Annotated in this window: 27 protein-coding genes and 1 pseudogene; 22 read left to right on the top strand and 6 right to left on the bottom strand. The window is 60.2% G+C overall.

The genetic code is table 11. The features are described from left to right. Window positions 1-142: 142 nt before the first annotated feature. Both E3T29_RS05465 and E3T29_RS05470 read left to right on the top strand, forming a co-directional pair. Window positions 143-991, top strand: a complete 849-nt coding sequence (locus tag E3T29_RS05465; RefSeq protein ID WP_198417715.1) for a hypothetical protein — start codon at window positions 143-145, stop codon at window positions 989-991. Next, window positions 991-1,455 (top strand): RpiB/LacA/LacB family sugar-phosphate isomerase, encoded by a 465-nt coding sequence (locus tag E3T29_RS05470; protein ID WP_134344570.1) that lies wholly within the window; start codon window positions 991-993, stop codon window positions 1,453-1,455. Before E3T29_RS05465 ends, E3T29_RS05470 begins: the two co-directional genes overlap by 1 nt. Window positions 1,456-1,474: 19 nt before the next feature. On the opposite strand, the gene E3T29_RS05475 is transcribed toward E3T29_RS05470, so the two are convergent. Genes E3T29_RS05475 through E3T29_RS05495 form a run of 5 tightly spaced genes read right to left on the bottom strand, consistent with a single transcriptional unit; the run spans window position 1,475 to window position 5,281 of the window. After that, entirely contained in the window at window positions 1,475-2,323 is an 849-nt protein-coding gene (locus tag E3T29_RS05475) for an alpha/beta fold hydrolase (protein ID WP_134344571.1), read from the bottom strand. Then, window positions 2,310-3,155 carry a 3-methyl-2-oxobutanoate hydroxymethyltransferase gene (locus tag E3T29_RS05480; protein WP_134344572.1) on the bottom strand — a complete coding sequence of 282 codons (846 nt, stop codon included), beginning with the start codon at window positions 3,153-3,155 and terminating at the stop codon, window positions 2,310-2,312. The genes E3T29_RS05475 and E3T29_RS05480 overlap by 14 nt, the downstream gene beginning before the upstream one ends. Next, window positions 3,152-3,634 carry a 3-methyl-2-oxobutanoate hydroxymethyltransferase gene (locus E3T29_RS05485; protein ID WP_134344573.1) on the bottom strand — a complete coding sequence of 161 codons (483 nt, stop codon included), beginning with the start codon at window positions 3,632-3,634 and terminating at the stop codon, window positions 3,152-3,154. Before E3T29_RS05485 ends, E3T29_RS05480 begins: the two co-directional genes overlap by 4 nt. A gap of 2 nt (window positions 3,635-3,636) precedes the next feature. After that, window positions 3,637-4,938 carry an aromatic ring-hydroxylating dioxygenase subunit alpha gene (locus tag E3T29_RS05490; RefSeq protein WP_134344574.1) on the bottom strand — a complete coding sequence of 434 codons (1,302 nt, stop codon included), beginning with the start codon at window positions 4,936-4,938 and terminating at the stop codon, window positions 3,637-3,639. Window positions 4,939-4,954: 16 nt separating this feature from the next. Next, complete coding sequence (locus E3T29_RS05495) at window positions 4,955-5,281, bottom strand: 2Fe-2S iron-sulfur cluster-binding protein (protein WP_134344575.1); 327 nt, start codon at window positions 5,279-5,281, stop codon at window positions 4,955-4,957. 252 nt (window positions 5,282-5,533) lie between these two features. On the opposite strand from E3T29_RS05495, the gene E3T29_RS05500 reads away from it, so the two are divergent. Then, the gene (locus tag E3T29_RS05500; RefSeq protein WP_241987657.1) at window positions 5,534-6,292 is read left to right on the top strand and encodes a class II aldolase/adducin family protein; all 759 of its coding nucleotides are present in this window, start codon (window positions 5,534-5,536) and stop codon (window positions 6,290-6,292) included. A gap of 119 nt (window positions 6,293-6,411) precedes the next feature. On the opposite strand, the gene E3T29_RS05505 is transcribed toward E3T29_RS05500, so the two are convergent. Continuing rightward, window positions 6,412-6,639, bottom strand: coding sequence for a hypothetical protein (locus E3T29_RS05505; protein ID WP_134344576.1), 228 nt, complete (start codon window positions 6,637-6,639; stop codon window positions 6,412-6,414). Between the two features lie 334 nt (window positions 6,640-6,973). Here E3T29_RS05505 and E3T29_RS20120 point away from each other — a divergent pair. The 19 genes and pseudogenes from E3T29_RS20120 to E3T29_RS05600 all read left to right on the top strand — a co-directional run. Beyond that, a pseudogene (locus E3T29_RS20120) lies at window positions 6,974-7,156 on the top strand (cytosine permease); the annotation flags it as partial. A gap of 175 nt (window positions 7,157-7,331) precedes the next feature. Beyond that, window positions 7,332-8,333 carry an ABC transporter substrate-binding protein gene (locus E3T29_RS05515; RefSeq protein WP_241987658.1) on the top strand — a complete coding sequence of 334 codons (1,002 nt, stop codon included), beginning with the start codon at window positions 7,332-7,334 and terminating at the stop codon, window positions 8,331-8,333. After that, window positions 8,330-9,157, top strand: a complete 828-nt coding sequence (locus tag E3T29_RS05520) for an ABC transporter ATP-binding protein (protein ID WP_134344577.1) — start codon at window positions 8,330-8,332, stop codon at window positions 9,155-9,157. The genes E3T29_RS05515 and E3T29_RS05520 overlap by 4 nt, the downstream gene beginning before the upstream one ends. Further along, window positions 9,154-9,954 (top strand): ABC transporter permease, encoded by an 801-nt coding sequence (locus tag E3T29_RS05525; protein ID WP_134344578.1) that lies wholly within the window; start codon window positions 9,154-9,156, stop codon window positions 9,952-9,954. Before E3T29_RS05520 ends, E3T29_RS05525 begins: the two co-directional genes overlap by 4 nt. Further along, the gene (locus E3T29_RS05530) at window positions 9,951-10,751 is read left to right on the top strand and encodes an ABC transporter permease (RefSeq protein ID WP_241987659.1); all 801 of its coding nucleotides are present in this window, start codon (window positions 9,951-9,953) and stop codon (window positions 10,749-10,751) included. The genes E3T29_RS05525 and E3T29_RS05530 overlap by 4 nt, the downstream gene beginning before the upstream one ends. A 57-nt stretch (window positions 10,752-10,808) precedes the next feature. After that, window positions 10,809-11,480 carry an N-carbamoylsarcosine amidohydrolase gene (locus tag E3T29_RS05535; RefSeq protein WP_134344579.1) on the top strand — a complete coding sequence of 224 codons (672 nt, stop codon included), beginning with the start codon at window positions 10,809-10,811 and terminating at the stop codon, window positions 11,478-11,480. After that, window positions 11,477-12,325, top strand: a complete 849-nt coding sequence (locus tag E3T29_RS05540) for an aldo/keto reductase (protein ID WP_134344580.1) — start codon at window positions 11,477-11,479, stop codon at window positions 12,323-12,325. Before E3T29_RS05535 ends, E3T29_RS05540 begins: the two co-directional genes overlap by 4 nt. A 165-nt stretch (window positions 12,326-12,490) precedes the next feature. After that, entirely contained in the window at window positions 12,491-13,951 is a 1,461-nt protein-coding gene (locus tag E3T29_RS05545; protein ID WP_134344581.1) for a Rieske 2Fe-2S domain-containing protein, read from the top strand. 23 nt (window positions 13,952-13,974) lie between these two features. After that, on the top strand, window positions 13,975-14,559 hold the full coding sequence (locus E3T29_RS05550; protein ID WP_241987660.1) for a 3-phenylpropionate/cinnamic acid dioxygenase subunit beta: 585 nt from the start codon (window positions 13,975-13,977) through the stop codon (window positions 14,557-14,559). Then, window positions 14,556-14,861 (top strand): hypothetical protein, encoded by a 306-nt coding sequence (locus tag E3T29_RS05555; RefSeq protein ID WP_134344583.1) that lies wholly within the window; start codon window positions 14,556-14,558, stop codon window positions 14,859-14,861. Before E3T29_RS05550 ends, E3T29_RS05555 begins: the two co-directional genes overlap by 4 nt. Window positions 14,862-14,935: 74 nt before the next feature. Then, window positions 14,936-15,130, top strand: coding sequence for a ferredoxin (locus E3T29_RS05560; protein WP_134344584.1), 195 nt, complete (start codon window positions 14,936-14,938; stop codon window positions 15,128-15,130). An 11-nt stretch (window positions 15,131-15,141) separates the two neighbouring features. Next, window positions 15,142-16,359, top strand: a complete 1,218-nt coding sequence (locus E3T29_RS05565) for an NAD(P)/FAD-dependent oxidoreductase (protein ID WP_241987661.1) — start codon at window positions 15,142-15,144, stop codon at window positions 16,357-16,359. 53 nt (window positions 16,360-16,412) lie between these two features. Next, window positions 16,413-17,108, top strand: coding sequence for a class II aldolase/adducin family protein (locus E3T29_RS05570; RefSeq protein ID WP_198417717.1), 696 nt, complete (start codon window positions 16,413-16,415; stop codon window positions 17,106-17,108). A 62-nt stretch (window positions 17,109-17,170) separates the two neighbouring features. Further along, window positions 17,171-17,905 carry an IclR family transcriptional regulator gene (locus E3T29_RS05575; protein ID WP_255575072.1) on the top strand — a complete coding sequence of 245 codons (735 nt, stop codon included), beginning with the start codon at window positions 17,171-17,173 and terminating at the stop codon, window positions 17,903-17,905. Window positions 17,906-18,065: 160 nt separating this feature from the next. Continuing rightward, window positions 18,066-18,653: a hotdog domain-containing protein gene (locus E3T29_RS05580; protein WP_134344640.1), complete on the top strand. Its 588-nt coding sequence runs from the start codon at window positions 18,066-18,068 to the stop codon at window positions 18,651-18,653. A 35-nt stretch (window positions 18,654-18,688) separates the two neighbouring features. After that, window positions 18,689-20,026: a cytosine permease gene (locus E3T29_RS05585; protein WP_134344587.1), complete on the top strand. Its 1,338-nt coding sequence runs from the start codon at window positions 18,689-18,691 to the stop codon at window positions 20,024-20,026. 31 nt (window positions 20,027-20,057) lie between these two features. Further along, window positions 20,058-21,611 carry a hydantoinase/oxoprolinase family protein gene (locus E3T29_RS05590; RefSeq protein WP_134344588.1) on the top strand — a complete coding sequence of 518 codons (1,554 nt, stop codon included), beginning with the start codon at window positions 20,058-20,060 and terminating at the stop codon, window positions 21,609-21,611. After that, on the top strand, window positions 21,608-22,696 hold the full coding sequence (locus E3T29_RS05595; protein ID WP_134344589.1) for a DUF917 domain-containing protein: 1,089 nt from the start codon (window positions 21,608-21,610) through the stop codon (window positions 22,694-22,696). The genes E3T29_RS05590 and E3T29_RS05595 overlap by 4 nt, the downstream gene beginning before the upstream one ends. Beyond that, on the top strand, window positions 22,693-23,790 hold the full coding sequence (locus E3T29_RS05600) for a DUF917 domain-containing protein (protein WP_134344590.1): 1,098 nt from the start codon (window positions 22,693-22,695) through the stop codon (window positions 23,788-23,790). Before E3T29_RS05595 ends, E3T29_RS05600 begins: the two co-directional genes overlap by 4 nt.

A 23,790-nucleotide genomic window follows, 5' to 3' on the forward strand; every position in this document is an offset into this window, starting at 1 on the left:
TGTAATGGTCAGTCCACGCTACCATTCAAAATAGTAGATTTTCCATCGCCACGGAGGCCTCATGCCATTTTCGATACTCATGCGCCCGCAGGGTGCTAACCGCGCTCTGTTCGACGGCGAGGCCTTGTCGCCCGGACTCACCTTGACGTTTGCCAATGAACCCGTCCTCGTTAAAGGATTCCGGAAAATGGTGCGAACCCTCGAGTTCGACATCGCCGAAATGGCTCTCACGACATATCTCACCGCAAAAGAGCACGGCGTCGGCTTTACAGCACTGCCCATCTTTCTCGTGCGCGACTTTCACCATGGTGCCACCCAGGTGCGGCGAGAAGACAGCACCCGCTCAGTGGCAGACCTCGCCGGTGGACGCATTGGCATCAATCGCGGCTACACCGTAACGACCGGCGTCTGGGGCCGCGTTGCCTTGGCTGCGGCCGGTCTCGACCTCGATTCGGTGACGTGGGTGTGCACCGGTGATGAGCATGTCTCGTCCTACTCGCGTCCGGCGAATGTAATCGCCGCGCCCGAGGGCGCGGTGCTCGAGAAAATGCTCCTCGCCGGCGAACTCGACGCGGTTGTGGGCGCCAGTCTCACGCATCCCGATGTGGTCCCGCTGATCGCGCGTCCCGACGACGTTGCGGCCGACGTGCTCCGGCAACGCGGCGTCTTCCCTATCAATCACCTCGTCGTTGTTCGCGATGAAATCCTTTCACAGCACCCTGATCTGGCGCCGATGCTCTTCAAGGATTTCACCGAGTCGAAACGCCGCTACGTCGAACGGCTGCGCTGCACCCCTGATGACAGCCGACAGGATCAGATCCTGTCGCGCGTCATGGAGATCACGGGAGCAGACCCGCTCCCCTACGGCCTCGAAAGCAACCGGGCTACGCTGAATGATCTAATCGACAATGCGATGGCTCAACGTATCATCCGCACGCGCCCAGCCCTTGAGAGCATCTTTGCTGCAGGCACTTTGGAGCTTCAGGGCTGATGGCAACTCTCGCGCGCATCGCCATCGCTGGAGACCATCACGGCACGAAGCTCATCGACCGTATCGTGGCTATGCTCAGCGCGCGCGGACACGAGGTTATAGATTTAGCCCCGCGCGGCGGCGGCAATATCGACTACCCGCCGCTGTGCGGCGCAGTGAGCAAGCTCGTAGCCCAAGGCGATGCCGACCTCGGGATTATCGTCGGGGGAAGCGGCCAGGGCGAAGTCATCGCCTGCAACAAGGTACGGCGGATTCGCGCGGGGTTAGCGTATTCCGAGTTCGCGGTCGATATTTCGCGCGGCAACAATGACGCTAACGTCATGGTGATCGGAACGAAGGTCGTCGACGATGAGACGGCTTGCGCTCTTCTCGACCGCTGGCTCTCCACACCCTTCAAGGGCGGTGTCCATGAGGAGCGTCTTGCCCAGATCACACTCCTTGAGGAGGGTCTCGGCGGAGCGTGAGATCACCCAGTCAATCACCTCAATGACGCGATAGAAACTCGAGCACACGGGCACTCGACGCTACGGGCGTTTGCTGGGCGACTGGGACGTCCCAGTACTCAGCCTGCGGCAAGCACTCCTGAAGGTAGCGTGCCGCCGAGCGAGTGTGCGAGGCATCTTCTCCCGGCACGATGAGGGCTGGAACGTCAAGCAGTTGGAGATCCTCGGGCTCGGGCCCCGGTACCGTGTCGCGGTCGAATAGCATCCGTGCGGACCCCGAAACGATCGTCGCGTACCGTTCGAGGCTGATCGCGGCGTAGCCTTCAGCAAACCGGTCATCCGTGCGCAGCGCCGGGGCCCACGGCCCGACGCGGGGGTCCTTACTGAACCCTACCGTCGTCGATCGCGCGAGCGTGACGATCGCTTCCAGGCCATGCTCCAGCGCGAACCCCAGGTGTTCCGTGAAGCGTCTCTGTTGCGCCGTTCGATATGTAACGCCACCCGCTGGCGAAAAAAGGACCATGCTGCGCACGCGCTCAGGCCGCGCGACGGCCAGCAGCGCTGCAGACGAGCAGCCGACACATCCGCCCATCGTATGCACGGCGCCGAGGCCGAGCTTGTCCATAAGGCCAATTGCCTGATCGATGTATTTCGGCCACGCCAGTCGCTCCAGGCGCCCCCCTGACTGCCCGGACTCGCGTCGGTCAAACACTACACAGGTGTATTCCTGTGACAGAGCATCGATAAATCCGAGATCTTTATAGCGCCCGAACGTCGTCCAGTTATCGAGGCTCGAGTCGAAGCCACCTGGACTGAACATGAGGATGGGTGGTCCATCGCCGACAATCTCATACCGCGTGCGAATACCGTCGATATCAAGTACGGGCATTACTGTCGTTCTCCGTCGCATCAGCTCGCCGAGGGACCTGGATACCGCCGCGGATCTGGCGCGCTGCGCGAATATCCTCTGCGCACGCAGCAAGACCGTCATACGCGACACGAGCCACATTCGCGTACGTGTCCGGCTCGATATCAACCCATTTCTCGTCATATCCGAGCGCGGCCGTCACCATTCGGATCCTGCCATCCAGCCACGGCCCGCCTCCGAACCCACCTAATACCGGGATCGACACCGCTTCAACGACAGCCGGTCCGACGATCGGCCCAGAATTAGTGAAGTTCAGAAGCACTGCGCCCGCGGCCTCCAGCCGTTTAGCCTCCGCGATGAGTTCGTCCGTCATCTCGTCCGGGACCTGCACGGAGTGAGCAGACGAATAGTCGATCCCGTATTTTAACGACGTCTGCGGGGTGATGCCGAACTGCGCAAAGACGGGAATCCCCGCGCGCGTCAGCTTTTCGACCTCCTCAGGGAAGTCAGCCGCACCGTCGAGCTTGACAAGATCGATTCCCGCCTCTTTTACGAGACGTATCGCGGCTGGGAGCGCATGTCCGGATTGGAGCGGGCCATAGGGGAAGTCGCAGCTCACCAACGCATCAGTAACGCCACGGCGCACCGCCTTTGCGACGACCAGCACCTCGTCAAAAGCGATCTCTAGCGGGTTCGGCTGGCCCCACAGGTTGACGCCCACAGTGTCGCCTATCGACACGATGTCGGCGCCGACGCGATCGGCGATTCGCGCCATGTGATAGTCCCAGGCCACGAAGCAGACGGACTTTTTTCCAGCCTGCTTCATCGCCTGAACCTGAGGAATAGTGGTCATGCTCTAATGGCCTTCAGCAACTCAAAGAGGTCGTCCTCGTCCGCCGGAACGAGGAGGATGCGTGCGTAGGGACGAATCACGGCCAACGTGCCGCCCTCCAATGGGCCCTCGTCCAACATCAGAAGACCTGCGGTCATAATCGAGCGCTGACGACAGATCGCGCCCACTGCGCCAACCGCAACAGGATTGATTGAATTCGTCGCCACCATGATCACGGAGTCGGAATGCTCGATCTCTATTTCCATGGGGCGCCGCGCGCCCGTCAGGGTGATTAGTTCTTCACCGTACTCGGAAGCCGTGTAGAACTGCGCCTGCCCCCACGGACTGCCAGACACTGCCCGTACCGCCCGTTCCGCGGACTCATCGAAGGCGACGACTTTCGTGGAACGGGCGTAGGCCAGCGGATAGTCGATCCGATATGCGGCCTCTTCTGCCGTGGCCGCGCGCGCGCAGGCGCTTACTGAGATTGGAATGCCCATATTCATACTGTGGTCTGAGATACGCCCTCGCGTGCCTCGAACCCATCTCCAATGCCCTCGACAAACGACTGGTCCGCCGGAAGCACTATGGCAACCGAGCGTATCGCCTGTTGCTCGGGAAGGTTGCCGACGGGCTCGGTGCCGTTGTCACGGAGCGCTTCGACCGCGCGGCGCAACTTCTGGCGAGCCTTAATGATGCCAGCGTCGGTCGCAACTAGTCGTTCCTTTGTGCGGTCAACTATCGGCCCCATACTTTCTTGCAGAGAAGAATCCTGGATCGCGATGCCTGCTACCCCCGAGAGCAACTCTCCCGACTTCTGTTTCTCACGATTGATTAGGTAGTCGTTGTCCTTGTTCGCCTCGGGCTGATACGTTCCCGGGATGTTCTTGCTGTGCACGCCCGCTCCGGCCTTCATCGCCGAGATCTCCGCTTCAGTCAGGTCGCGAGTTGGGTGATAGTCAAAACTCCAAGTCCAGCAGTTCTCGTCATCGATCGGCACCCAAAAATGACCGTGAACTGGGTGGTCGCCGCGAGGCGGAACCATAGAGAAATTGGGCAGGACCCAAGGGGTCACCCGCCAGTAATAGTGCCCTGTTTCAGCGTTACGACGAGCACCGATCAGCAGACCGCCCTCGTTCTCGACGACCTCAAAGGAGGGCTTCAAGTCCCCCTTGTTGTAGTCATTGCCCTTCGAGCCAGCAAACAGCGGGTCGGCTTCCAGACCGGCACCCGTAGGTCCGCCACCGTGCAGCCACGTCACGTGGCTGGAGTCGATCCCACCTTCGAGCGCCTGGAGCCAGTTGCTCTCTTGAAGTCGTTTCGACGTGAAAGTCTGCCCCGACGGCACCGTCGCGAACTCCCACGCAGGCAGCTGCGGCTGCTTGGCCGGATCCCCAAGGTAGGTCCACAGAAGGTCGCCCACCTTGACTAGTGGATATGAGCGAAGCTTCACGTTTTTGCAGAACTCTGAGTTATTGAGCTCGCTGGGAACGTCAATGGCCTGACCGTCAGCGTTATATTTCCACCCGTGGTAAGGGCAGCGGATGCCACCGTTCTCAACACGCCCGAAGAACATCGACACACCTCGGTGCGCGCAGAATTCGTCCATCAACCCGTACTCACCTTCCGGCGTGCGGACGGCGATTAGGCGCTCCGAAAGGATCTTCACCCGGACGGGAGGGCACCCGTCCTCGGGAAGTTCGTCCATATGCAGAACAGGCTGCCAGTATCGCCGGAAGAGCTCCCCCGAGGGAGTGCCCGGACCTGTCTGCGTGAGCAGTTCGTTGATATCGGGACGCAACATTTCTATTCCTGTCTTCTCAATGCCACGCTTCAGGGCGCGGCTCAACCACGAGGCCATCAAGTTCGTCTGTAATGGTGATCTGGCAGCCAAGACGACTGGCGTCCGTAAAATCGGACACGCCGAGGTCCAGAAGATCGGCTTCCATCTCACCAGGACCACCGACTCGATCGCGGAATTCGTCGCTTACCCACACGTGGCACGTGGCACAGGACAACTGCCCTCCACACTCGCCGATGATGCCGGGAACACCAGAGCGCACGGCGACCGCCATGACCGTGTCGCCAACCTGAGCATCGACCACGCATGCGTCAGAACCGCTCCTCACGTACACAACTTTGGGCACTCGAAGCTCCTTCAAATAACTAATGGTCTAACCAATGTACCTCAAACCATTGACCTGTCAAGCAAGCCGGACGATGGCATCCGGCGGAACGTGCACATCGGGCGCTACGGCCCCACACCACAGCCGACGACCTCAACCATGAGACCTAACGAGGCGCACTATGCTCAGGGGAATGCCGCCGAGTGCAACGAGCTAGGCCGCCTGGCGCGTCGCCACATCACGGGGTGCGCCTCCGCAGTGATGCCTAGTTCAATGGCGGTGAAGGAAGAGAGCATGACGAACAACTCGTTCAGAGAAGAGCGTGCGCTCATCGCGCAAGCATGTCGGATATTGGCCAGTCGAGGCCTCGCTGACGGAATCCTCGGGCACATCAGCCTGCGTGCAGGCGACGGATGTCTCCTTGTTCGTTGCAGGGGGCCTCGTGAACGAGGTCTCGAATATACGGTGGCAGAGGACATCCGGCTCGTGCGATTCGATGGCACCGAAGGAGCTCCTGGTGAACTCGATGAGTGGAAGGTTCCGAACGAGCTCCCGTTGCACGTAGAAGTACTGCAGATGCGGAACGACGTTGCAGCGGTGGTTCACGCCCACCCACCTCGCATTGTGGCCGCAGATCTCGCCGGGATCGAGATTCGCCCGATTGTCGGCGCTTTTGACATACCCGGGACCAAGATCGCCGCAGGCGGAGTGCCCGTCTACCCTCGCGGCGTGCTGGTGCGGAACCAGTCTCTCGCCGCAGAGATGGTCACTGCAATGAAGGATCGTCCCGTCGTCGTTCTGAGGGCACATGGGATCACGAGCGCAGCACCGACGGTCGAGCAGGCGGTACTCCAAGCAATCAGTCTCGACGCGATCGCGGGACTCTCACTGCAAGTTGTTTCAGCCGGAGGTACCTTGCGGGACCTTGCCGATGAAGATATGGCGGAGTTGCCCGACCTCGGCGCAGGATTCAATCTGGAGGTCACCTGGCGCCATGAAGTGGCTCGACTCGAAAGATTCACCACCCCCTAGTGTTCAGCGAAGGCGATCACCCCCGCAGGGAAGGGCGCTCACCGAGCACAAATGGTCCAAGTAATGGTCGCGCGTGTCCGGAATTTGTTAGGCAATGAGGGCAGCGGTAGGTGTGGCGGCTAATTCGAGCCATACATTCTTGAAAAAAATTCAGGGCCGGTTTTGCTTATACCGTTGCTGATCAACGGGAGGCCACGTCGGTCACGCAGATAATGTGCGACCTCGAGCGCAGTCGCGCCCTTTTCCAAAAGCACCGCTTGCCCGTCGCCCAGGCGCTCGGCCATCGCTTCGCCATTGGCCGACGTTAAGTGCCATGCTGCCGATCCTTGGCGCTGAAGGGAAGGCATTGGCGCGACGGGGGGGGTCCTCAAAAGATGCCCCACCATCACTACGTTTAGTCATGCCGAGCTTTCCAAATTCTCGAGATCACGCCTCATCCTCGGCATGATGATCCGAGATCCCCAACTAGTTTGCTCCGTCAACCGCATTCTTAACGAGCGGCTCGTGCAGCGCGGCGTTCACATCAATACCCCTGCGTGGGCGCATTGCGTTCTCGGCATGTTTACTCGATGTGCAGTCTACTGAAATTGGTTTTGTACTCGTGCACTTCGCACATGGATTCGGAACAAGGGGGTCGGCTAGCGTGATCCTCACATCATCTTCGGTCTTCAGAAGGTGCTCATGGCGACTAACGCTCAGGCCGACTATTTCGCTCTTTACCGCGTTACCCACGCTCCACAGAACCCTTGGTTCGGCATCGCGCTTCAACGATTCGGCCAGGTCTCCGCCCTCTCGCAATTTCCCCTCGGAGCCACCCTCGGAGCCACCCTCGGCTCGATCATCCTTGAAGTGATCAGATGCATCCCACGACGTCGATCACCTCGGACGTGCGCGACGCATGTGCTCCTACGGTCAATTTACGCGTCTACTCGCGCTATTACCTCTGTCCAGCAGAACAAGTATCTGCACAGCAGTACTACAATGTGATTTACTCAGACAAAAGCCCGTAAAAAGGCACTCAATGGCGAGGGAGAACTTGATGGAATTCAAATTAAGCAATATGGACCGGCGAGGATTTATGCGGCTCTCTGCCGCTGCGGGAGGCTTGGCTCTCTTGGGGGCCACAACGTCGTGCGCGCCGAGCGGGAGCTCGGGGAAGGCGGGATTTTCCGGTGACGTTGCGGTCACCGGGCTGGCGAGCCTGATTCATTCGGCCCCGTTTTTCATTGCACAAGCGGCCGGATATTACGAAGAGGAGGGGCTCTCGCTTGAGCACATCCAATTCCCTGGCGGCCTCGATACGGTGCGCGGGATTGACTCCGGTATCGGGTTTGGAACTTCTTCCACAATTCCGGTCTTTATCGCGGCCGAGAAGGGTATGGACGTCAAAATATTTGGCAACGTGTATACCTCCCCGTCGGTAGATTTCATCGCGCACTCCGGTTCGTCCATCACATCCATCGAGGACGTTCGTGGCAAGAAGGTAGCCGTCAGTACTCCCGGTTCGAACTCGACCTACTTTGCGGAGCGAACGCTGCGGGAAGCCGGAATCATCCCTGGCAAAGACGTAGAACTGGTCAGTGTCGGGTCGGCCAGCGATTCTTGGACTGTCTTGTCCCAGGGAGTTGTCGATGTCGCTTGGACGGCCTCGCCCTTGTCAGAGAAAATTGCCGATGAGAGTGAGTCGAAGATCATCTGGCGCTCGCGCGACTATGTCACCGACTGGTCAGATACCTGCCTGTGCGCGACCGGTGCCTTCATCGAAGAGAACGCTGAAGTTCTCAAAGGCTGGGGTAGGGCGCTCAAGAAGGGCATGGACCTCATCGCGACCGATCTGGAGAAGGCTGCAACCATTTACGCCAAGGCGATCGATTACAAGCCGGAGGTCGCCTTTGAGGCCTTGAAGAATTCCCAGAGTTTCTACAGTCTCGATTTCACGGATGCACAGTTGCAGGCCGTTGTCGCCGCGGGTCTCGACCAGGGCCAGCTAACTCGGGAACCCGATATGGACGCCATCGTCCTCAAAAACGTCCTGTCATGAGCGACGTACTGGGCACGCGTTCGGCCGAACAGAACGACGATGTTGTTTTCGACCGCATCGGTATGACTTTTCAAACCGATGCCGGGACGACCCAGGCTGTGGCCAACGTCACGGGAACAATTCCCGAAGGTAAGTTTGTCTCCGTAATAGGTCCGAGCGGCTGCGGGAAGAGCACACTGCTGGACATGGTCGGGGGGATTCTGAAACCCACGCAGGGCTCCGTCAGCATTGACGGTGAGCTCGTCACCGGTCCCCGCCGGGACACCGCAATGGTTTTCCAGGAAGACTCCACTCTGCACTGGCGCAGCGTCCTCGACAACGTCGCCTTTGGACTGGAGGTCCAAGGCGTTACAAAAGTCGACCGTCACGACCGCGCACGCCGCATGATCGATCTTGTAGGGCTGCGAGGATTTGAAGATCACCGCCCCGGGCAGCTGTCGGGGGGGATGAAACAGCGTGTGGCCATTGCTCGAGCATTGGCTGTCGAGCCTCGCGTTCTGCTCATGGATGAACCGTTCGGTGCGCTGGACCAGCAAACTCGCCAGTTTATCGGTCGGGAGCTCTTGCGCATCTGGGAGCGGACCCAGAATCGGGTGCTCTTCATTACCCATGACATTCAGGAGGCCGTTTACCTCTCGGATGAGGTGTGGGTGATGTCGGCTCGACCGTCAATCGTCAAAGAGATCGTCAACATTGACCTGCCACGCCCCCGGCCGGAAGGTACTCACGCACTTCCACGCTTCCGGGAACTGGAAGAGCACCTGTGGAACCTAGTGAAGGTCGAAGCCGAAAAAACACTGGGCCCTGGGGCGCTGCTTGCATGAGCACACCACAGATAGAGGCCAAACCGAAACAGCTCAGCGCTGGCTCCGTTTGGCGTAAGGCGACTTTCGTCCGGTGGTTCATTATCGTGGCGCTGCTCGTCGTCCTCGAAACGGCCACCAGGACAGGGCTCATTGCGTCCACGTTGATGGTGCCGCCATCTGAGATTCTGACCCGACTCGCATCCATCGCTCCGACCAGCGAGTTTGCGGAGGATTCGGCTCGCACCCTCACCACCATTCTTTTCGCGTTCGCCATCGGCCTCGTCGTGGGAATTCCACTGGGCGTGTTCTTGTGGCGTATCCCGGCTGCCGGGCGAATCTTGGAGCCATTCATCGTCACGGGCTACGCCATGCCCACGCTGTTGTTCTATCCCGTTCTTCTGGCCGTGATGGGACTCAACGCGGGGCCAATTATTTTGATCGCGGCAACGATGTCTCTCATTCCGATCGCGCTGACCACGATGATCGCGCTGAACTCAATCAAGCCCATTCTTCACAAGCTCGCGAACTCCGTGAATGCCTCTCCAGCACAGTATTACCTGAAAGTATTATTTCCTGCCGCCACACCGTTGGTCTTCCCTGGTATCCGGCTCGGTTTTATCTATGCCGTGATCGGCACCATCGCCATGGAATTCATTCTGGCGGCACAAGGAATCGGCTTCCGCGCCGGCCTGTATTACCGGGAACTCAATGTAACGGACATGTGGGCTTACATCGTCGTCGTCGTTGTCGTCGGCGTTGTCGTCAACGGCGTGCTCACGTGGCTCGAGAAGCGCATTAGAAGGGACATGTTGTGAGCACCGATGTCACAATTCTTGCCGCGACCAAGACCAGCGGCCCGTCGGGAGGGAAGAAATCCTCCGCCTTAATCGACAACGTGTGGCGCGCTGTCGTCCTCGTGGCTGTCTTCCTTATCTGGGGCTTCTTGTCGACCATCAGCGATCTGGTTTCCTCCCCCGTCGCATCCTTCTTGGCACTTGCGGATGCCTTTGCGGACGGGTCGATCTATAGGCACCTGTGGAGCACACTGAACGCGGTAGTCATTGGTTTTTTGATTGCCGCCATTGTGGGCTTTCCTCTTGGCTACTACATCGGAAGGAGCAAATTCCTGGGAGCTGTGTTCGATCCGATCGTGGCGGGCGCGTTCGCCACGCCACGCGTAATCTTCTTCCCGATCCTGCTGCAGATTTTCGGCGTGGGAGTAGGAGCCCAGGCCGCCATGGCTGCTCTCGCGGCCGTATTCCCGATCATGGTTTCCACCACGGCCGGTGTCCGCGCCATCAATCCACTCCTACCGAAGCTGGCACGATCCCTCAGCCTGAACCCGCTGCAGACCGTGACGAAAATATATATACCGGCGATGGCCCCGTCATTGATGGTCGGTATCCGAATCGGATTCAGCATCGCTTTCATCAACGTCATCATCGCCGAGTTCTTTGCCGCGCGCGCCGGCCTAGGTCTGCTGGCACTGCGCGCCTACGGGCAGCTGGATTTGCCCATGATGTATGGCCTCATCACGTTGCTCGCCCTTATCGCGCTCGTTGGCAATCTGGTGCTCTGGGCTATCGAGGGACACCTGCGTAAAACCACCTAGGCCGCGCTGCGGTCGATTGTCCGTTCATGGAACGGATCCTTCGAGAGAAAGGAAATCATGTCATCCAGCACCAGCATCGTTGATGCGTATGAGAAGCTCCGGTCCGAATTCAGGCAAAAGGGTCTGGGCAGCCGCACCGGCTTCGGCACACGTCCGGCTCTTCTTATCATCGACTTCATCCGTGGTTTCACCGATGCACGATCGCCCCTAGCTGGGGATCTCGATCGGCAGCTAGAAGCTACGCTGAAATTACTGGCGGGCGCCCGGGCAGCAGATATTCCGATAATTTTTTCAACCGTCGCCTATGACACCAATCTTCAGGACGCCGGTAAGTGGATCCGCAAAATACCGTCTAACAGCTGGCTCGTGGAGGGTAGCGAATGGGTCGAACTCGACGCAAGGCTGCAGCGCCAGAGCAATGAAATGCTCCTGGTCAAGAAATACGCATCCTGCTTCTTTGGCACGGACTTGGCGGCGCGTCTGATATCGAAGGGCGTGGACACGCTGCTCATCGTCGGCTGCACCACCAGCGGGTGCATCCGCGCGACGGCCGTTGATGCCTGCTCATATGGTTTCCACACCGTCGTCATTGAGGAAGGCGTCGGTGACCGAGCCGAGCTACCCCATCTAGCCAGCCTGTTCGACATCGACAGCAAATACGGTGACGTTGTCACTCTGGACGAAACCTTCGCTTATCTCGAAGATGTACGCCGTCCGGAGCAAACATGATCAGCGAGACGGGAGTCGCGCCACGACGAAAGTTACTCCACGGGCACAGCATTCCGTTGTTGGGTCTGGGCACGTGGCCACTTCTGGACAAAGAATGTGAAGCCGCTGTCGGTTATGCACTTCGGGCGGGGTACCGTTTGGTGGATACCGCCTTCCAGTATCGGAACGAAACAGCCGTGGGACGAGCAATCAGGTCCTCGGACATCGACCGGGATGAGCTTTTTGTTTCCAGCAAATTCAACAAGGAATCCCACAGCGTCGAAGGCGTTCAGCGAGCCTACGACGACAGCCTTCGGAGGCTCGGCGTCAACTACCTCGACCTGTTCCTGTGCCACTGGCCTGTGCCCGCACAAGGCAGCTACGTCGAGGCATGGAAGGGCCTGGTCAAACTGCTGCAGGAGGGCCAGGTTAAAGCAATCGGCGTCTCCAATTTCAAGCCGACCCATTTGAAGAGAATCATTGACGCGACCGGCGTGGTCCCCGATGTCAATCAAATCCAATTGAGTGTTGACCTGGCCCGCGGGGAAACGCGGGCGGTCCACGATGAGCTGGGAATCCTGACCGAATCTTGGAGCCCGATCGGCCGCGCGTCCGGTCTGCGGGACACGCCCATCGTCAAAGCAATCGCGGAACGGGTGCAGAGAACTCCCGCGCAGGTCTTGCTCCGTTGGCACGTCCAACAGGGCCTCATCCCGATCCCCCAGTCATCCGACCCCCTGTATTTGGCCGAAAACCTCGCGGTCTTCGATTTCGTACTCAGTGGCACGGACATGCAGGCCCTGCATGGGATGGATCGAGGGGAAGCGGCCGCTCGCGACTCAGATAACCCGGAAAACGGGCACTGAATCCAGGTGCCGGCTCGGCACTCACGCTCGCTCAGTGGGCCAGCCGGAAAGCGTCGTGCAACCGGGGCTTGACGAATCATCCGTTGTGCGACATTCTCTTTATTACAGAACTAATCTCTGACTAGCAGAATAAAAGTCTCACGCCGCATCAAACGAGGAGTTCCCATGACAGACCAGAGCGGTGTCCTGAACGACGTACGCCAGGGCATGATTCCGGCACATATCTACAACGACAAAGAGCTGTTCGATCTTGAAAAAGAGCGCCTTTTTGGGCGGAGTTGGTTGTTTGTCGCGCACGAGTCCGAAGTTCCCCAGGCCGGTGACTATGTCGTCCGCCATGTCCTCGAGGACTCCTTTATCATCTCGCGCGACGAGAAGGGTGAGGTCCGGGCGCTGTTCAACATGTGCCTGCACCGTGGCATGCAGGTCTGCCGGGCGGAAATGGGCAACGCATCACACTTCCGCTGCCCGTACCACGGCTGGTCCTACCGAAATGATGGCCGACTCATAGGCCTGCCGTTCCACGAGGAAGCCTTCGGCGGCGAAGAGGGCTTCAAGAAAAAGGGCCAGACTCTTCTCCCCGCACCATCCCTCGGTGTGTACAACGGGCTCATCTTTATTAGTCTGGATCCGAATGCGGAGCCCCTGGAGGACTTCCTTGGCGATTTCAAGTTTTATCTGGACTATTACACGAAGCAGAGCGCGGGCGGCATTGAACTGCGGGGACCGCAGCGTTGGCGCATCAAAGCCAACTGGAAAATTGGCGCCGAAAACTTTGCCGGTGATATGTATCACACCCCTCAGACGCACGCTTCCGTGGTCGAAATCGGTTTGTTCCGCGAGCCCAAGGCGGAAAAACGTAAAGATGGCACCACGTATTGGGCGGGCAACGGTGGCGGCACTACCTACAAGCTTCCCGAGGGCAGCTTGGAAGACCGTCTGCGCTATGTCGGCTACCCGGACAACATGATCGACAGGATGAAGGAGCAGTGGAGCCAGGCGCAACTGGATGTCATCGGCAAGGACGGCTTCATGATTTCCGCGGCTTCCCTGTTCCCCAACATGAGCTTCGTCCACAACTGGCCGCGAGTGGAAGAGGACTCCGACGACGTGCACCCCTTTATCTCCATCCGTCAGTGGCAGCCGATCAGTGAAAATGAGACCGAGGTCCTGTCCTGGTTCGCTGTAGACAAAAACGCGACCGACGAATACAAGGAACTCTCCTATAAGGCCTACCTCATGTGCTTCGGCAGCGGCGGTATGTTCGAGCAGGATGACGTTGAAAATTGGGTATCGCTGACCAACACGGCCGCCGGTTCCATGGCTCGTCGGCTTCTTCTCAATGGCCGAATGGGCCTTCTGGAAGACGGTGAGAACGTTGTGGAGCCGCTGACCACGGAGCAGTATTCGGGCCCGGGATCCACTCGCGTGGGCTACAGCGAATACAACCAGCGGGAGCTGCTGACTCGCTGGGCCGACCATCTGGAACGCCCAATTGAAGCCGCGGCACAGCTGAAGGTCGGAATGACCGCCGTCAGGCAGACGTCCAAGAGCGGAGCCGCTTCATCCTGTGTCGCCGAGGCCCCCATCGACGAAGCCGCCGATTCCGTATTGCTGGACGCCTAGCCATGAGTGCAGAAACGGCAAACGTGCGCACCCACCGCACATTATCGGAGCAGTCTCCCTTGGGAGCCCACGCCCCACGGACCCAGCGAACGGGTGAATCTCTGGCGTTCAATGACGAGCTGCACCTCCAGGCCCACCGGTGGCTTGTCGACGAGTCCTACCTTCTGGATGCCCAGGATTACGAGGCCTGGCTATCGACAATCGCTTCCGATATTCACTATCTGATGCCGGTGCGCGTCACCACAGCCCTCGGCGCCGGTTATACGACTGCTCCGGGAATGGCCCATCTCGACGAAAATATGTACTCGCTAAGTCGCCGCGTGGCTCGCTTCGCGACCGAGCACGCCTGGACCGAAGACCCGCCGTCACGCCTGCGCCATTACATCACCAATGTCCGCACTTTTCGGACCAAGAATCCAGACGAAATCGTCGTGGACTCCGCCGTGCTTCTGTTCAGAAGTCGCGGGGACATCAACGAGGCCGCCACCATTTCGGCCGGCCGTGAAGATCTGCTGCGGCGAACCGCAACCGGTTGGGAGCTTGCCCGACGAACCATCATGGTCGACGAGTCCGTTATCCGCATGCAGAACCTAGCGATATTCCTGTGAAGCTCGAATGGGAAGGTGAGGCAGAAGACCGTCAGGCGGCACTTCGCGCGAGCGAAGAACGAGCCCAGCTCGAGGCACACACCACGGGCACTCCGGTCGTTCTTGGTAACGAGTTTTCCGAGATACGGGTGAGCCGTGTCGAGACCCGCAATGGTTCACGGCTCATGATCCACTCCCCGCGTTCGGGCCAATGGGTGGCGCTGTGTCCGTTCGAACTCGAAGCCCTGACCTGGCAGTCGCCGGCCACTTTCTCGGCCATGATCGGCCATCCCTTCGGGCCCTTGGTCACCGAGGATGCCTAACCGTCGAATCTTCGGCTGACGGCGTTGCCGCGCCACCCAACAACTCATGAACAATAAGGTAAAGGAGCTTGATCATGCCGGTTGTAACCGCTGATCTGAAGGCCTGTCAGGGCTATGCCAACTGCGTCATGGCCGCACCGGATTACTTCGACCTCGATGATGACGGCAACGTGGTCACGCTCAAGAGAGAGGTTCCGGAGTCGGAGAGATCCCGGGTAACCGAAGCGGCCCGCAGCTGCCCGGTTTCGGCCCTCACCGTGAGCGAATGAGATCGACCACCGTGATCGTGGGTTCCTCCATCGGCGGGGTGCGCACCGCACAGACTCTTCGCCTGGAGGGATACCAAGGCGACATCGTTCTCGTTGGTGCGGAAGCAGAGCTTCCCTACGACAAGCCGCCACTGTCCAAGTCCGTTTTGGCGGGCACTGCACAGGCATCGTCCATCCGCCTTCTCACGACGACCGAGGCCTCTGAATCGCGAATCCAGTTAGTGCTTGGGCACACCGCGACCGGTGTCGACATCAACAATAGTCTCCTCGAATTAACGGGTCACGACCCCATTCACTTCGACAACTTGGTCATCGCGACCGGAGCGGCCGCGCGCCCGTCTCCCTGGGGCGAGCGTGCGGGCATCCACGTGCTTCGCTCCCTGGATGATGCCCGCCGGCTGCGCGCCAGCCTCCTCGGCGGCGGTGACTTGGTCGTCATCGGCGCCGGTTTCATTGGTGCCGAGGCGGCAGCAACCGCGCGGTCGTTGGGCCTCACGGTTACGGTCATCGATCCACAGACGATTCCCATGAGCCGCATCTTCAATCCCGAGATCGGCCAATGGTTCGGCGCCCTGCATCGAGATAACGGCGTCACGACGATTTTCGGTACCGGCGTCGACGCAATCGACGGCGACCAGGGCGCCTTCAGCGTGCACTTGACCGACGGCCGCGTTCTGTCGGCAGCGACAGTCCTCGTGGGCATTGGCGCCGTTCCCAATGACGCCTGGCTTTCGTCCTCCGGGTTGCTCGTAGACAACGGGGTCGTGCTGGACAAATATTGCCGCGCCGTGCGCGCACCATCCATCTACGCCGTCGGCGATGTGGCACGCTGGCATCACCCGCGGCACGGTGAAGACATCCGAATCGAGCATTGGACCAATGCGGTCGAGCAGGCCATCTGCGTCGCATACAACATCACCCATCCGGCAGAGCCGCGTGAATATAGTCCCGTCGAGTATGTCTGGAGTGACCAGTACAACTGGAAAATCCAGATTGTCGGTCGGGTGGGAAATAATGCGAAGCACATCGTGATCGGGCACCCAGAGACTCACGGCAGGTTCGCCGCCCTTTACACGAAAGACGGGATCAGCCTGCATGGGGCAGCGACAGTTAACTGGCCAAAGGCGCTCATCGCCTGCCGCCGCGGAATGGGAACGGGCATTACTGTCGCCGAGCTGCGCGACACGCTTGAGGCTCAGCTGACACCAGCAGCGATGCTGGTAACGTGATGCAACAGACTCTAGAAATCGTGTCATTCGGTGCCAGAAGAGAGGCCGTGGCGATGGCCTGCAGAGTATTGGCAAACCGCGGTTTGGCCGACGGTGTGTTAGGGCACATCAGTTCGCTAGTCGAAGAGAATGCGCTCCTTATTCGCTGCCGTGGGCCCCGGGAGCGCGGCCTCGCCTTCACCGAGGCCGAAGACATCCGTCTGGTCGACCTCGACGGTAATCCCGCAGCCGATGGCGAGCTCGACGGCGGCTACACGGTACCCAATGAGCTGCCCCTCCATGCCGAAGTCCTTCGTTCTCGCCCTGATGTGAAGGCCGTCGTCCACGCCCATCCCCCTCACGTCGTTGCGGCAGATCTCGCCGGACTGTCGATACGACCCATTGTTGGAGCTTTCGACATTCCCGGCACACGCCTGGCCGCGGGTGGAGTGCCCGTCTACCCTCGTGGAGTCTTGGTCCGAAACCGCCAGCTGGCCAAGGAAATGGTCACGGCCATGGACGAACGCCCCGTCATAGTACTTCGCGGGCATGGGCTTACCAGCGCAGCGGCGACAGTCGAGCAGGCAGTGCTCCAGGCCATCAGCGTCGACAACTTGGCTCGGCTTTCACTACAGATACGTGCCGCCGGAGGCGAGCTCGTCGATCTTCCCGAAAGCGACATGGTCGAACTGCCCGACTTGGGTGGATCCTTTAATACGGCTACGGCTTGGCGGCACGAGCTCGCTAGACTGGGCCGAGGGATAGGATAAGTAGCATCAGTACTGCAGAGCCAGAACCCCAGTCCAGGTACGGTCCGCCGCCGCAATATCGCATCGAATCTGTTGACAGTGCCCTGCGCCTGTTGTTGTTATTCGAGACGCGACCAAGTATCAGACTGACTGACGCTAGTAACTACCTCGGCGTGGCGTCGTCCACGGCCCACCGGCTCATGGGAATGCTTCTCTACCGCGGATTTGTCAGGCAAAATCCGTCCACCCGGGCCTATGAGCCCGGTCAGGCGCTAAGCTCCATCGCCTTCGCCATCAGACGTCAAGTCGACATTCGATCTTTGGTTCGCCCCATATTAGAGCAACTGTCAAATGAAACAGGCGAGACGGTTCATTTCGCCAAGCTGGAAGGGGCCCACACCTGCTTCATCGATGCCATCGAAAGCTCACGGGCCGTACGCGTCGGTTCCCGCCAGGGCCTCACGCTGCCCGCCAACTGCACTGCCACAGGGAAAGCAATGATGAGCCACCTCACCGCAGATGAACTGCGGACCCTGTACCCCCAGGAAGAGCTGACTGGTCTCACTCAAGGCTCAATTACGTCCCGAACCGCGTTGGAGCAAGCCCTGGAATCCATCCGGGACACCGGTTATGCGACCAGCCGGGAGGAGAGCGAAGACGGTGTCATGTCGGTCGCCGTCGCGATATCCAGCCCCAGCGGCGAGATCTTCGGCATGAATGTTTCGGTGCCGGCCCACCGGATGTCCGACAAACTGCGTGCCGAGCTCGGAGCCCTGCTCCAAGCCGCCGCAGAAAAACTTCGTGGCATGCTGGTGTGATCCTGGCCGGGCAGGTCCGCACGGTGACGGTGACCGCGACTTCCTTAACACGAGGCGGCCTCTTCCTTGGCCGGGTGAGCGATTAAATAGCGTGCGCCGACGTAAGCGCGAGCCGCCGCCGCCACATCCTTGGACCGCCCATCCGAGAGCGGCTCGGTAAATCGACAAGGCCGGTTACGCCTGTGCGGTCGGCTGGAGCGCCTCGTGCTGCGTAACCGCCTACGTGGGCAACGGTCCTTTCACCCGCCCGTCCGCCCCAGGCAATCTCGTGGAGGCGCACGCCCGCATCGTGTACACCGGCCGCACGAGCGTGCTCGTTACGGTCGAGACAATGGATGCGCGCAGTCGCGTTTACACGCCGGGCGCACACTGCATCATCGACTTCGTGGCCGTCTATGTCTCCTGGTCCCTGCAGGTGGTGCCTGAGTGGCATCCGTCGTCGAATGCCGACCACACCCGCAAGGCCTCGCCGAGCAGTGGCTCGAACTCCGTCGACATATGCAGGCGGCCATGCGCGTCCATGACGATTCGGATGCGAGCACCGCGCCGCGCACCAAGGACTGAATCCAATTGGACATCCGCACGAAAGCGAGTCGTCGTGTGGGTATCACCTGCCGGCGACGGTGGAAGAATCCCACGGATCAGCTGCGCGCAGCTGGGCTGTCTGTGGAATGTGCAATCTGCTGAAATATCTTTCTTTCTCGTGCATTTCGCACATGGAGTGCATGAAGGCAGCCGACTAGCGTGATCCCAACATCATCTCCGGCTTCCAGAAGGATACTCATGGCTCCCACCGCTCATGCCGACGATTTCGCCCTGTCCCGTGTCACCCCCAGTGCTCAGAAACCTTGGTTCGGCATCGCAGTTCAGCGATTCGGTCAAGTCTCCGCGCTCTCACAGTTCCTCTTGGGCGCCACCCTCGGCTACAGCATGACGTTCGCCAATGCGGCTCTTGCTCTCGTCCTCGGCTCGATCATCCTCGAGGTGATCATGTGTGTCGTCGGCATTATCGGGCAGAAGGAGGGATTGAACACGGCACTTCTCGCGCGCTGGACGGGCTTCGGTGAGATCGGCGCGTCCCTTGTCGGGCTCGCGATCGGCATCAGCCTTATTGGTTGGTTTGGCATCCAGAGCGCCATCTCCGCGGAGTCGCTGGACGTGCTTATGCCCGGTGTCATGCCGGCCTGGGGGTGGAGCCTCATCTTCGGACTCGCCGTCACGGCGATCGTTGCATTCGGTTTCAAGGGAATGCAAATGCTCGCCAACATCACCGTGCCGCTCTTCCTTATCCTCGTGGGCTGGTCGGTTATTAGCGAGCTCAGCAATCATTCCTTGATCAGCCTCGTCACGTCACCCGCCCCCGGGCCGACAATGAGCGTATGGACCGGTACCGGCATCGTCGCAGGTGGCCTCATCGTGGGCGCCATCATCACAGCCGACATGACCCGGTTCAACCGGTCACGGGCCGACGTTATCAAGCAGACGGTTGTGGGCGTCAGCCTCGGAGAATTCGTGATCGGGCTCGCGGGCGTACTGCTCGCTCACGCGGCTGCCTCCGGCAACATCGTCGCGATCGTCACATCCTCGATCGGATTCGTTGGCCTCATCATCGTCATCACCGGCACGCTCAAGATCAACGACTGGAACCTCTATTCATCGAGCCTCGGACTGATTAACTTTATTTCGACAACGTTCAACAAGAATCTGAACCGGGTCACAATCACCGTCGTATTGGGCGTCGTCGGATCGATCCTCGCCGCCGCAGGCATCCTGTCGCAGTTCACAGGCTTCCTCATCATCCTGGGCGTCGCGTTCCCGCCGATCGCAGGCATCATGGTGGCTGAGTACTTCGTCGTGAAGAAGTGGCGCGGCGATCTCGACGCAACCCGCGAGGCGGGAACGCTGCCGACGTCGGCGCCGCGAATCGTACCGGCGACAATCATCATTTGGGTCCTCTCCGCCGGGATCGGCTACTTCGTGACGTGGGGCATCCCGCCAATTCTCGCGCTGCTCACATCCATGGTGCTCTACATCATCGCGGGCAAGCTCGGCTGGGTTCGTGGCGTCGGCTCCATCCTGACAATCCAGGCGCAACAGCCTGTCCCCGAGCTCACGCGCTAATCACTCCAAACGAAAGCGACACCATACTCACATGCACATCGGCATCGACGTTGGCGGAACAAACACCGACGCAGTTCTCATGGACGGCACGCGCACCCTCGTTGGCGTGAAGCACTCCACAACTCCGGATGTCACGGACGGTATCGTCCGGGCTCTCGAAAATCTCCGCGCTGGTCACCACTTCGAGGGGAACCAGATCGAAGCTGTGATGATTGGCACAACACATTTCATCAACGCACTCGTTCAGGCCAAGGGACTCGCACCGACCGCAGCACTCCGCCTCGGCCTACCCGCAACAAAGGCCCTACCGCCCCTCGTTGACTGGCCTCAGGCGCTCATCGCCGCACTCGACGCCCGCAGCTACCTCGCACACGGCGGTTACGAATTCGATGGCCGGCCGATCTCGCCGCTTGACCCCGCCGAGCTGAGGGAACATGCAGCAGATATGAAGGCCCACGGCATCCGCTCGGTTGCGATCTCTGCCGTGTTCAGCCCAGTCAACCACGATCTTGAGGTCCAGGCCGCTGCGATCATTGCGGAGGAAATGGGCCCAGACGTTGCTATTTCGCTCTCCCACGAGATCGGCCGTATTGGCCTGCTCGAACGCGAGAATGCGACGATCATCAATGCTGCGCTACGTGAGTTGGCAGCAGAAATCATCGACGGCCTTTCTGCCGCGGTGCGGAAGCAGGGCATCGAAGCGCCGATCTTCCTCAGCCAGAACGATGGCACCCTGATGGACGAGGACTACGTGCGTCTTTACCCAGTGGCGACGTTTGCCTCTGGACCAACCAACTCGATGCGAGGGGCCGCCCTCACGAGTGGGCTGGAATCCTGCGCCGTCGTTGACGTGGGAGGCACCACGACAGATATTGGTCTACTTATCAATGGCTTCCCGCGCGAAACAGCCAATGAAGTCAAGGTCGCGGGTATCCGGACCAACTTCAGGATGCCTGACGTGCTCTCGCTCGCAATTGGCGGTGGAAGCATCGTCGATACCGAAACCGGCGAGGTCGGGCCGGAGTCGGTCGGTTACAAACTCACCACCGAAGCACTCGTATTCGGTGGCTCAACACTCACCGCCACCGACATCGCCGTGGCAGCCGGACGCGCCGATATCGGCGACCCTTCCAAGGTCGCTCACCTCGAGCCAGCGCTCGTGCAGCGAGTGCTCAACCGCATCACGGACCGCATCACCGAGGCCGTCGATCGTATGCGCACGTCCCCCGAGCCCATCCCTGTTGTCGCAGTGGGCGGCGGTTCCATCCTGCTGCCAGACGAATTACCGCTATTCGGTGCCGTGCACCTCCCCGAGAACTACGCCGTCGCAAACGCGATCGGCGCATCCATCGCACAGGTCGGCGGCGAAATCGACAAGGTCTACACGATCGAACCTGGACGGCGCGAGGAAACTCTCGCCGAGGTACGCGCCGAAGCCGTCGACAAGGCAATTTCCGCCGGCGCTGCGCCACAGACAGTTGTAATCGTCGACTTCGACGAAGTGCCGATCCCCTATCTACCCGGCAACGCCACGCGCATCCGAGCCAAGGCCGTCGGCGACCTTGATATGGGAAGCACACGATGAGCTGGGCGATCACTCCAACGGAGATCACGGACCTCGCCCGCGGCGCCGCCGTGCTCGGCACTGGCGGTGGCGGCGACCCCTACATCGGTGCACTCCTCGCAACCGCGGCCCTACGAAAATTCGGCGACGTTACCGTCGTCACTCTCGATGAGCTACCCTCCGACGCAGTCGTGCTCACCGTTGCGATGATGGGAGCACCAACCGTAATGGTCGAAAAGCTTCCGAGTCTCGACGAGGTCATCTCGCCCGTACTCGCTCTCGGCACGCACCTCGGCCGCCCGGTCACGCACATCGCCTGCGCTGAGATCGGAGGCGTGAACTCCACGATCCCGATCGCAGCGGCGGCGGCGCTCGGACTCCCGCTTCTCGACGCCGACGGTATGGGCCGGGCTTTTCCGGAACTTCAGATGGTCCTTCCGACCCTGTACGGAATCAACGCGTCACCGCTCGCCTTCAGCGACGAGAAAGGAAACGTTGGCGTGCTCCAGACCGTCAGCAACAACTGGACCGAGCGCATTGCCCGCGTCGCCTGCGTGGAGATGGGCTGCTCGGTCATGATCTCCGGCTTCCCAATGTCCGGCGCCCAAGCTCGCGAATCGCTAGTACCCGGCTCACTCACGCAGTGCGTCGAAATCGGTCGCGAAATCACGGCCGCCCGCGACGAGAAAACAGACCCGGTCGCGCGAATCGTCGGTCTGCTCCGTGGCCGCGAGCTCTTCGCCGGCAAGGTCGTCGATGTTCAGCGCAACACCACCTCCGGATTCGCTCGTGGTCGCGCCCGCATTGAAGGAACCGACACCTCACTCACCCTGTCATTTCAGAACGAGCACCTCATCGCCGAAATCGACGGGCGCACGCTGGTCACAACACCAGACCTCATCATGGTGGTCGAGCATGACTCAGGTGAGCCGATCACGACGGAAGGTTTGCGTTACGGACAGCGAGTGCGAGTTATCAGCGCCCCCAGCGACCCACGCTGGCACTCGGCCGAGGCACTCGCCATGGTAGGTCCCGGCTACTTCGGCTATGACGTGCCCGCGCACCGCTTCGACGGCACCATCACGACTGTCGAGGCAATGGCATGAGCTGGCAACTAACGGCCGCAGACCTCCCCGACCTCGCGCGCGGCGCGACACTCCTCGGAACGGGTGGCGGCGGCGATCCCTACATCGGCCTAATGCTCGTCAAACAGGTACTCGGCGACCGCTCGATCACAATCCTCGACCCCGATGAAATCGCCGACGACCTCTTCGTCATACCGACCGCCCAGATGGGCGCTCCGACGGTGATGATCGAGAAGATCCCGGCCGGAACAGAACCCACGCTCGCCCTACGCACCTTGGAAGAACACATCGGCAGGACAGCGGATGCGACAATGCCAATCGAATGCGGTGGAATCAACTCGATGATCCCGCTCATCGTCGCCGCCGAGACAGGGCTTCCCGTCGTTGACGCAGACGGAATGGGCCGCGCGTTCCCTGAACTTTCGATGGAGACCTTTGCTGTCTACGGTGTTCACGGTTCCCCCCTGGCCCTCGCCGGTGAGCGCGGGGAACGAGTAATCATCGACACGGGCGACGACGACCGACAGATGGAATGGCTCGCTCGCGGCATCACGATCCGTCTCGGTGGCGTTGGCCACATCGCCGAATATGCCATGAGCGGAGCAGACGTAAAGCGCACTGCAGTTCCACGCACTTTATCGATGGCGCTGAATCTTGGCCGTGCCATCCGTTTGGCCCGTGAGGAACACCGCTCGCCCTTCGACGCTATCGGTGAGACGTTAGCACCGACGCTGTACTCGAACATGAGGGAGCTTTTCGTAGGCAAAGTCACCGACGTCGATCGTCGCACCACCGACGGCTTTGCCAAGGGCCGGGCGGTGATCTCGGCGCTTGATCCGGCAAATCCAGAGACGCTTGAAATCTCCTTCCAGAACGAGAATCTCATCGCGCGGCTCGGCGGTGAAGTCATCGCGATCGTCCCCGATCTCATCTGCGTCGTCGACCATGAGTCCGCCGAGCCAATCACGACCGAGGGGCTCCGCTACGGCCAGCGAGTTCGAGTTCTCGGAATCTCCACACCCGAAATGATGCGCACGCCAGAAGCACTCGCCGCGTTCGGACCGACGGCATTCGGCCTCACCGAGCCTTTCGTGCCGGTGGAGTCGCGCGCCTAA

It is taken from the genome of Cryobacterium sp. TMT1-66-1, assembly GCF_004403435.1.
Taxonomy (GTDB): Bacteria; Actinomycetota; Actinomycetes; order Actinomycetales; family Microbacteriaceae; genus Cryobacterium; species Cryobacterium flavum.

Coding starts and splice junctions, on each gene's coding strand:
- E3T29_RS05570 (WP_198417717.1), top strand. CDS start 16,413: ATGGCCTGCAGAGTATTGGCAAACCGCGGTTTGGCCGACGGTGTGTTA.
- E3T29_RS05480 (WP_134344572.1), bottom strand. CDS start 3,155: ATGACCACTATTCCTCAGGTTCAGGCGATGAAGCAGGCTGGAAAAAAG.
- E3T29_RS05505 (WP_134344576.1), bottom strand. CDS start 6,639: ATGCCTTCCCTTCAGCGCCAAGGATCGGCAGCATGGCACTTAACGTCG.
- E3T29_RS05545 (WP_134344581.1), top strand. CDS start 12,491: ATGACAGACCAGAGCGGTGTCCTGAACGACGTACGCCAGGGCATGATT.
- E3T29_RS05515 (WP_241987658.1), top strand. CDS start 7,332: ATGGAATTCAAATTAAGCAATATGGACCGGCGAGGATTTATGCGGCTC.
- E3T29_RS05590 (WP_134344588.1), top strand. CDS start 20,058: ATGCACATCGGCATCGACGTTGGCGGAACAAACACCGACGCAGTTCTC.
- E3T29_RS05535 (WP_134344579.1), top strand. CDS start 10,809: ATGTCATCCAGCACCAGCATCGTTGATGCGTATGAGAAGCTCCGGTCC.
- E3T29_RS05470 (WP_134344570.1), top strand. CDS start 991: ATGGCAACTCTCGCGCGCATCGCCATCGCTGGAGACCATCACGGCACG.
- E3T29_RS05560 (WP_134344584.1), top strand. CDS start 14,936: ATGCCGGTTGTAACCGCTGATCTGAAGGCCTGTCAGGGCTATGCCAAC.
- E3T29_RS05520 (WP_134344577.1), top strand. CDS start 8,330: ATGAGCGACGTACTGGGCACGCGTTCGGCCGAACAGAACGACGATGTT.
- E3T29_RS05600 (WP_134344590.1), top strand. CDS start 22,693: ATGAGCTGGCAACTAACGGCCGCAGACCTCCCCGACCTCGCGCGCGGC.
- E3T29_RS05525 (WP_134344578.1), top strand. CDS start 9,154: ATGAGCACACCACAGATAGAGGCCAAACCGAAACAGCTCAGCGCTGGC.
- E3T29_RS05595 (WP_134344589.1), top strand. CDS start 21,608: ATGAGCTGGGCGATCACTCCAACGGAGATCACGGACCTCGCCCGCGGC.
- E3T29_RS05485 (WP_134344573.1), bottom strand. CDS start 3,634: ATGGGCATTCCAATCTCAGTAAGCGCCTGCGCGCGCGCGGCCACGGCA.
- E3T29_RS05540 (WP_134344580.1), top strand. CDS start 11,477: ATGATCAGCGAGACGGGAGTCGCGCCACGACGAAAGTTACTCCACGGG.
- E3T29_RS05500 (WP_241987657.1), top strand. CDS start 5,534: ATGGCGGTGAAGGAAGAGAGCATGACGAACAACTCGTTCAGAGAAGAG.
- E3T29_RS05585 (WP_134344587.1), top strand. CDS start 18,689: ATGGCTCCCACCGCTCATGCCGACGATTTCGCCCTGTCCCGTGTCACC.
- E3T29_RS05475 (WP_134344571.1), bottom strand. CDS start 2,323: ATGCCCGTACTTGATATCGACGGTATTCGCACGCGGTATGAGATTGTC.
- E3T29_RS05490 (WP_134344574.1), bottom strand. CDS start 4,938: ATGTTGCGTCCCGATATCAACGAACTGCTCACGCAGACAGGTCCGGGC.